7 protein-coding genes and 1 riboswitch are annotated in these 8,121 nt (G+C 52.3%); of the genes, 2 read left to right on the top strand and 5 right to left on the bottom strand.

Annotated elements, in window-relative coordinates; genetic code table 11:
• Positions 1-308 precede the first annotated feature (308 nt).
• Together murI and btuB are read right to left on the bottom strand one after the other, a co-directional pair.
• On the bottom strand, positions 309-1,160 hold the full coding sequence (gene murI, locus NBA72_RS20735) for a glutamate racemase (RefSeq protein WP_000201805.1): 852 nt from the start codon (positions 1,158-1,160) through the stop codon (positions 309-311).
• The gene (gene btuB / locus NBA72_RS20730; RefSeq protein ID WP_000591415.1) at positions 1,105-2,961 is read right to left on the bottom strand and encodes a TonB-dependent vitamin B12 receptor BtuB; all 1,857 of its coding nucleotides are present in this window, start codon (positions 2,959-2,961) and stop codon (positions 1,105-1,107) included. Before btuB ends, murI begins: the two co-directional genes overlap by 56 nt.
• A 66-nt stretch (positions 2,962-3,027) precedes the next feature.
• Positions 3,028-3,220, bottom strand: a riboswitch (cobalamin riboswitch).
• Positions 3,221-3,334: 114 nt separating this feature from the next.
• Between btuB and trmA the strand changes: the two genes are divergently transcribed.
• A complete protein-coding gene (gene trmA, locus NBA72_RS20725; protein WP_000186981.1) occupies positions 3,335-4,435 on the top strand; it encodes a tRNA (uridine(54)-C5)-methyltransferase TrmA in 1,101 nt (366 codons plus the stop codon).
• Between the two features lie 46 nt (positions 4,436-4,481).
• On the opposite strand, the gene NBA72_RS20720 is transcribed toward trmA, so the two are convergent.
• A complete protein-coding gene (locus NBA72_RS20720) occupies positions 4,482-4,841 on the bottom strand; it encodes a YijD family membrane protein (RefSeq protein ID WP_000813838.1) in 360 nt (119 codons plus the stop codon).
• A gap of 15 nt (positions 4,842-4,856) precedes the next feature.
• The gene (gene fabR / locus NBA72_RS20715; RefSeq protein ID WP_000971958.1) at positions 4,857-5,492 is read right to left on the bottom strand and encodes an HTH-type transcriptional repressor FabR; all 636 of its coding nucleotides are present in this window, start codon (positions 5,490-5,492) and stop codon (positions 4,857-4,859) included.
• A 198-nt stretch (positions 5,493-5,690) separates the two neighbouring features.
• On the opposite strand from fabR, the gene sthA reads away from it, so the two are divergent.
• The gene (gene sthA / locus NBA72_RS20710; protein ID WP_001120791.1) at positions 5,691-7,091 is read left to right on the top strand and encodes a Si-specific NAD(P)(+) transhydrogenase; all 1,401 of its coding nucleotides are present in this window, start codon (positions 5,691-5,693) and stop codon (positions 7,089-7,091) included.
• Here sthA and oxyR read toward each other — a convergent pair.
• Positions 7,074-7,991, bottom strand: coding sequence for a DNA-binding transcriptional regulator OxyR (gene oxyR / locus NBA72_RS20705; RefSeq protein WP_001025919.1), 918 nt, complete (start codon positions 7,989-7,991; stop codon positions 7,074-7,076). The two genes, sthA and oxyR, sit on opposite strands and share 18 nt — an antisense overlap.
• Between the last annotated feature and the right edge of the window lie 130 nt (positions 7,992-8,121).

The raw sequence follows: 8,121 nt of genomic DNA, 5'->3' as shown, positions 1-8,121 counted from the left end.
TTTCGTCCGAGGACGTTAAGAATCCGTATCTTCGAGTGCCCACACAGATTGTCTGATAAATTGTTAAAGAGCAGTGCCGCTTCGCTTTTTCTCAGCGGCGCGGGGTGTGCATATTACGCTTTCCCGCTTCAGAGTCAAGCGTTTATTTTCGCTTTTCTCCGTGAGGTTCTGGTCTGAACCCCGCTGACCCGGCGGCCTGTGTGCCGTTGTTCCGTGTCAGTGGTGGCGCATTATAGGGAGTTATTTCTGCCTGACAAGAGGAAATTTAAAATAATTTCTCAAGTGCCTGGTATTTACCCAAAACGCCATTAAACCGGCAGTTTTTCGAGCGTTTCAAAGCCATAACGCTGTAAAACGGGTAATAATTGTTCAGCTCCTGGCGTCATTGCCATGCAATAAGCAATATTGGCATCGGTTGATTTCGCATCCGGCGCTTCATGTTCCAACAGCCAGGCTGTACGACGCGCTATCGCCGCGCCGGAATCCACTAACCGCGTCCCTTCGGGCAGGACTTGCAAAAGCTCATCCCGTAATAGAGGGAAATGCGTACACCCCAGAACGACCGTGTCAGGCGGCTCCGGCATTCGTAGCCATGGGCGTAATATGCGGCGCAGCTCTTCCAGCGATACCGAGTCGCCATGTAGTTTAGCTTCCGCCAGTTCCACCAGTTCTGCCGACCCCAACATGGCTATCTGACATTCATTAGCGAAGCGCGCAATCAGCTCGTGAGTATAAGGACGTTTGACCGTGGCTCTCGTCGCCAGTAGCCCGACGACGCCATTTGCGGTCAGCCGCGCCGCTGGTTTAATCGCAGGCACAACGCCCACCACCGGGAAGGCAAACTTTTCACGTAATGCGGGAAGTGAGACCGTACTGGCGGTATTACAGGCAATCACCGCCAGTGAAAGGGGATAGCGCTGCTGTACCGCAGTCACAATCTCGACAACGCGCTCGACGATAAACGTTTCGCTCTTTTCCCCGTAGGGGAAAGCCACGTTATCGAAAGCATATATATAGTGGAGATCCGGCAGGAGCCGCCGAATCTCATCATAGACCGACAATCCACCGACGCCGGAATCAAATACCAGCACGGTGGGACGTGGTTCAGAAGGTGTAGCTGCCAGACAAGGTGTATTCTCGTCCTGCAGTTTGGTAGCCATAAACTGTCTCGTAATCTTTGTCGAACAGGTTGGCTATTTTACCACGAACTGTCAGATGTGAGGTGACCGGATATGAAACTCCAATATCCCACAAGCTCAAGCCGCCCATTTTTACATCTCTATTATTGTCGTAGTCTTTATCGTAACGTTCGCCGAGGTACTGATACATCACATTCCAGCCGAGTTCAAAAATCTGTCCGGTCAGCTCATACTTTACCTGCTGCTTAGCACGGCGATAGAGAACCTTATTGGTTTCATCATCACGCGGATCGACGTATTGCAGCGTCAGGTGGTGATCTACCGGGCCAGTGGTGATATTTCCGGTCCACTCCAGACCTTTAATGGTGGCCGACTTCAGATTAACGTATTGATTATCTTTATAATCGATCAGGTTTTGAACCTTATAATGATATGCAGAAAGGCGCCAATCCAGCGGTCCGGTCAGCCCATCAATGCCGGCCTCCCACTGCCTGGATTCTTCCGGCTTTAGGTTTGGGTTAGCGGCAATACCAGGCCCATAAGAAGATGCAAAACGCGTCGCGCCATATTGCTGCCCAAGGGACGGTGCCAGGAACCCCGTACCATAGGAGAGAGTTGCCCGATAACCATCAACAAACTCCCAGCCCGTTGCGGTCTGCCATGTCCCATGCCAGCCGAACTGCTCATCATGATCTTCACGGCCAGAAGCTTCCAACGTGACACTATCGATTTGTTGCTGTCCGGTCAGATAGAGCCCGGTGGTATCACGTTTGTAAGTATCGGCCTTCGTTGTACTACTGGAGGTCAGTTTTTCCTGTTTCCAGTCAGCCCCACCGCTAACCGCTCCGTGCCCAACTTCAACACTATTACCCCATTGAATATAACGCTGCTCCATGTTATCCAGCGAGGCATCCCCCGCATACCGACCAAGATCGTTACTGTAGTTGTAATCTTTAATATGTTGATAATTGGCGATCAGCTGAGAAGAATAGATGCCAGAACTGTATTGCAGGCCAGCATCCCAAGATTGGGTGTAATTCTGGGCCTCATCATTGCCGCCAACATAACCATATGAACCCTGATCGTAATCGCTATTCGCCGTATAACCATAGCCGCGAAAGAAACCGGAGACGTTATCGTTAAACTTATGCTGTACGCCTCCCCAGAACAACTTATTGCGGTAGCCGTCCCGGTCACTGTCCCCGTTATAGGGAGAGTCAGGCTGAATGTTAAAACCCCTGGTCGTCTCATACGCCCCGGCAGCAGTTACAATCGTATCGCCAAACCGTTTATTCATAATCCCATCATAGGTCTGGTAGCCATCCGATCCCATACCGGCGTTGATCTGTGATTTCTCGTCATTGCTCATCGTAATAATATTGACGACGCCGCCAATCGCGCCAGAACCGTACACCGCTGAACGCGGTCCGCGAATGTATTCAATGCGCTGCACTAACGACACCGGAAGCTGACCAATATCAATCGCGTTACTAATGCCCGCCCGCGCCATCGGCACACCATCAATCAGTACCAGGACATGCCGCGATTCGGTGCCACGAACATACAGCGAGGAACTCTTCCCCATTCCGCCACTCTGTGAAATATCCACACCAGGAAGACGGCGCATTACGTCATTAAGATCTTTTGACTGCCAGCGCTGAATATCCTCGCGGGTGACGACATCGGTTGGCGCCAAAACAGAGTTTACAGGCTGCTGAAAACGGTTGGCGGTGACAACCAGGGTATCCGGGCTAGTGTCCTGCGCCCAAGCGGAAAAGGCCGTGACGGAGAACGCCGTCAGCAGCGTAGCTTTTTTAATCATTGTAAAGCATCCACAATATAAGAAGGATGCCGCAGGCTTCATCGATAGTACGCGATGATGAAAAACCAGATGCGACGTTAGCCGGCAGGTCTTCGGGCTTGGAGGGTTATCCGTTGGCTGGATAGCAGAAATGATGACTTCCCGCCGGAGGCAGTGTCTGCTTACGCTCTCATCTCACCTTTCCTTACCGCTGCGCGTCAGCTCCAGATTTTCACTGGATTCCCTATTAACTCACAGGACCGGCCCACGGATGCTACCGTCTGTCACAACACCCTGTCCAGACCGCGCATCACAAATCAGAAATCATCAATAGCTGGACATCCACTGAGCAATCCCTACAATCCCCGCGTACTTTTATTATTCAGGATGCGATATGACCCCCGAACATCTTCCGACAGAACAGTATGAGGCGCAGCTGGCCGAAAAAGTGGCGCGCTTGCAGAGTATGATGGCGCCGTTTTCTGGCCTGGTTCCGGAAGTATTTCGCTCGCCGGTCAGTCACTATCGTATGCGTGCGGAATTTCGCCTGTGGCATGACGGCGATGACCTGTACCACATTATGTTTGATCAGCAGACCAAAAGCCGCATTCGCGTTGACACCTTCCCGGCGGCCAGCCAACTGATTAATACCTTAATGAAGGCGATGATTGCCGGCGTGCGCGATAATCATGCACTGCGGCATAAGCTGTTCCAGATCGATTATCTCACGACCTTGAGCAACCAGGCGGTAGTGTCGTTGCTGTACCATAAGAAGCTGGACGAAGAGTGGCGTGAAGCCGCCACTGCGTTACGCGATGCTTTACGCGCGCAAGGTCTGAACGTACACCTGATTGGCCGGGCCACTAAAACTAAAATCGAATTGGATCAGGATTATATTGATGAGCGTCTGCCTGTGGCAGGTAAAGAGATGATCTACCGCCAGGTCGAAAACAGCTTTACGCAGCCAAACGCCGCCATGAATATTCAGATGTTAGAGTGGGCGCTGGAGGTGACGAAAGACTCAAAAGGCGATCTGCTTGAGTTGTATTGCGGCAACGGCAATTTTTCTTTAGCGCTGGCGCGCAATTTTAACCGCGTGCTGGCAACCGAAATCGCCAAACCGTCCGTCGCTGCCGCACAGTACAATATTGCCGCTAATCATATTGATAATGTGCAAATTATTCGCATGGCGGCGGAAGAGTTTACCCAGGCGATGAATGGCGTTCGTGAGTTTAACCGCCTGCAGGGGATCGACCTGAAGCGCTATCAGTGCGAAACCATTTTTGTCGATCCGCCGCGCAGCGGTCTGGACAGCGAAACGGAAAAAATGGTGCAGGCTTATCCACGTATTCTGTACATTTCCTGCAATCCGGAAACGTTGTGCAAAAACCTGGAAACGTTAAGCCAGACGCACACGGTGTCTCGCCTGGCGCTATTCGATCAGTTCCCGTATACGCATCATATGGAATGCGGAGTATTACTCACCGCAAGGTAAAATGTACGTCGGATGGCCGGTTATACCGCCATCCGGCATTCGCACACTATTCCGCGGTGTCCTGCTTGCGGTTACGCAGTTTAAAGCCAATCCAGAATACCAGAATCACCGACAGCACCGCCGGGAAGAAATTAGAGCCAATATCCGGATATTCTGCACGCACGACGGTGCTATACAGTAAAACGCCAAGAATGAAACAGGCGGCGGCCAACCCCGGCAAACCTACCGGCATAGTACGATTTTGGTAGCGCTGATGCAGGCAATATACCGTCAGCACCAGCGAGATAACCGGGAATACGGAGAACGGCACAATAGCGCTAAACAGCGCCGCGAATGTGCCGTTAATCGATAAGCCAGCGATGAGCGCCAGCAACAGCGTACCTTTATCTTGACCTGACTGTTTCATTACTCGTCCTTCACGTTATTCGGAATGATGTGCTATTTTCTCTTGCTCACGGCGATACCAGTAATACGCCCCTTTCGCAATCATGCGCAGTTGCAATACCAGCCGCTCTTCTAATTGCCGACGCTGTTCAGCGCCGATGTCCAACGCCTCTGCGCCCGCGCTAAAGACAATAGTTACCATCGCTTCGGCCTGGGCTTCAGTAAACGCGCGCGGCATATGGTTTTCGAGTTCCAGATAGTCGGCAAGTTCCGCAATAAAATGCTGAATCTCCCGCGCGACGGCGGCACGAAACGCCGCTGAAGTGCCGGAACGCTCGCGCAACAACAGACGGAAGGCGTTGGGGTTGTTGCCGATAAACTCCATAAATGTGGAGACCGACGTGCGAATGACGCTGCCGCCTTTCGCGATACGCTGTCGCGCCTGACGCATCAACTGACGCAGCATCAGACCGCTTTCATCCACCATCGTCAGACCGAGTTCATCGACATCGCGAAAATGACGGTAAAACGACGTTGGCGCAATGCCCGCTTCACGCGCCACCTCACGCAAACTCAGGCTGGCGAAACTCCGCTCAGCGCTCAGTTGGCTGAATGCGGCTTCCACCAGCGAACGCCGGGTTTTTTCTTTTTGTTGCGCTCTAACACCCATCACAATGTCTGAATCCTTCCATATGCCTTATTCGGCACTATACCAGAGAATAAAAGTAACGGGTTCACACTGGATTGTGAATGATTGTTTACAGACAGTTTGTGCTCCGGCTTCGCAAAAAAGCACAACGATAATTGGGTTAAAGCCGGGCAAATGTTATCATCGTGTTTATTTTATGTATAAAAACAGGTGAGTAATACCATGCCACATTCCTGGGATTATGATGCAGTCGTCATAGGGTCAGGCCCCGGCGGTGAAGGCGCTGCAATGGGTCTGGTTAAGCAAGGAGCACGCGTCGCGGTGATTGAACGTTATCATAACGTTGGCGGCGGATGTACCCACTGGGGCACCATCCCATCCAAAGCCCTTCGCCACGCCGTCAGCCGCATTATTGAATTTAATCAAAACCCGCTCTATAGCGACCACTCCCGTCTTCTTCGTTCTTCTTTCGCCGATATCCTTAATCATGCCGATAACGTGATTAATCAACAAACGCGTATGCGTCAGGGGTTTTATGAGCGTAACCACTGTGAAATCTTGCAGGGCAACGCCCATTTTATTGACGAACATACCCTGGCGCTGGAATGCCATGACGGCACGGTTGAAACCCTGACGGCAGAAAAATTTGTTATTGCCTGTGGTTCGCGTCCTTACCATCCCAGTGATGTGGATTTCTCGCATCCGCGCATTTATGACAGCGACTCAATCCTGAGTCTCCACCATGAACCGCGCCACGTTATTATTTACGGCGCTGGCGTTATCGGCTGCGAATATGCGTCCATCTTCCGCGGTATGGATGTGAAAGTGGATCTGATCAACACCCGCGATCGCCTGCTGGCCTTTCTCGATCAGGAGATGTCCGACTCTCTCTCTTACCATTTCTGGAATAGCGGCGTGGTTATTCGCCACAATGAAGAGTATGAGAAAATCGAAGGCTGCGATGATGGCGTCATCATGCACCTGAAATCCGGCAAAAAACTGAAGGCTGACTGCCTGCTCTATGCTAATGGCCGTACCGGTAACACCGATTCGCTGGCGCTGGAGAATATTGGTCTGGAAACAGACAGCCGTGGACAGCTCAAAGTCAACAGTATGTACCAGACCGCCCTGCCGCACGTCTATGCGGTGGGCGACGTGATTGGCTATCCCAGTCTGGCCTCCGCCGCCTACGATCAGGGGCGTATTGCAGCGCAGGCGCTGGTGAAAGGCGAAGCGACCGCGCATCTTATCGAAGATATCCCCACCGGGATTTATACCATTCCGGAAATCAGTTCTGTCGGCAAAACCGAGCAGCAGTTAACGGCAATGAAAGTGCCTTACGAAGTGGGCCGCGCGCAGTTTAAGCATCTGGCGCGAGCGCAAATCGTCGGCATGAACGTCGGCACGCTAAAAATTCTCTTCCACCGCGAAACCAAAGAAATTCTGGGGATTCACTGCTTTGGCGAACGCGCCGCCGAAATTATTCATATCGGCCAGGCGATCATGGAGCAGAAAGGTGGCGGTAACACTATCGAATACTTCGTTAACACCACCTTTAACTACCCAACCATGGCGGAAGCTTATCGGGTTGCGGCGTTGAACGGCTTAAACCGCCTGTTTTAACGCCTTGTCGAAATGGCCATCCATTGCGCCACGGATGGCCTCTGCCAGTTGCTCATAACGGCTACGCAGCGGCGATCCCGGGCGATAAACCAGCCCCACGGTACGACGCGGCTCCGGCTTAATGCATGGCAGATAAACCACGCCGTCGCGCTTACGCTCCTGCGGTACGGCCAGCGCCGGGAGTAGTGTAATACCACTGCCCGCCGCCACCATGTTGCGCAGCGTTTCCAGACTGGTCGCCCGGAAATGGGTATCTTCATCCGCTCCCGCTTCAAAACAGAACCCCATCGCCTGATCGCGCAGACAGTGGCCATCTTCCAGCATCAGCAATTTCTCGCCTGCCAGATCGGACATCGGCACGCGATCGCGATTCGCCCACGGATGATCCTCATAAATAGCCAGCATCATGGGCTCATCAAACAGCGGCACTTCGATAAACGCCTCGCTCTCTTTCACCAGCGCCAGAATAGCGCAGTCAAGCTTGCCGCTATCGAGTTGCGCTAACAGCTGGTGCGTTTGCGCCTCATGCAGATACATTTCCAGCTTCGGGAAAGTCTGGTGCAACATTGGAATGATAAGCGGCAGCAAATAGGGACCAATTGTTGGGATTAAACCAATATGCAGCGGGCCGGACATCGTCTCGCCTTGTTGGCTTGCCATCTCCTTGAGCACCTTGACCTCACGCAGTACGGTACGCGCCTGATCCACCAGCAGTAAGCCCGCCTGGGTAAACAGCACCTTACGGCTCGTACGCTCCAGCAGCATAACGCCCAGCTCATCTTCCAGCTTACGTATTTGCCCACTAAGGGTTGGCTGGCTGACGTGACAGGAGTCCGCCGCTCGCCGGAAATGGCGATGTTCGGCTAACGCCACCAGATATTCAAGATCACGAATATTCATTATTCATCCTCCGTCGCCACGATAGTTCATGGCGATAGGTAGCATAGCAACGAACGATTATCCCTATCAACCTTTCTGATTAATAATACATCACAGAACGGAGCGGTTTCTCGTTTAACCCTTGAAGACA

This window comes from Salmonella sp. NW1250 (assembly GCF_051812965.1).
GTDB classification, from domain to species: Bacteria; Pseudomonadota; Gammaproteobacteria; order Enterobacterales; family Enterobacteriaceae; genus Salmonella; species Salmonella enterica.
Note: the sequence above shows the minus strand (reverse complement) of the source record. Positions and strands in the feature narration are given on the sequence as shown.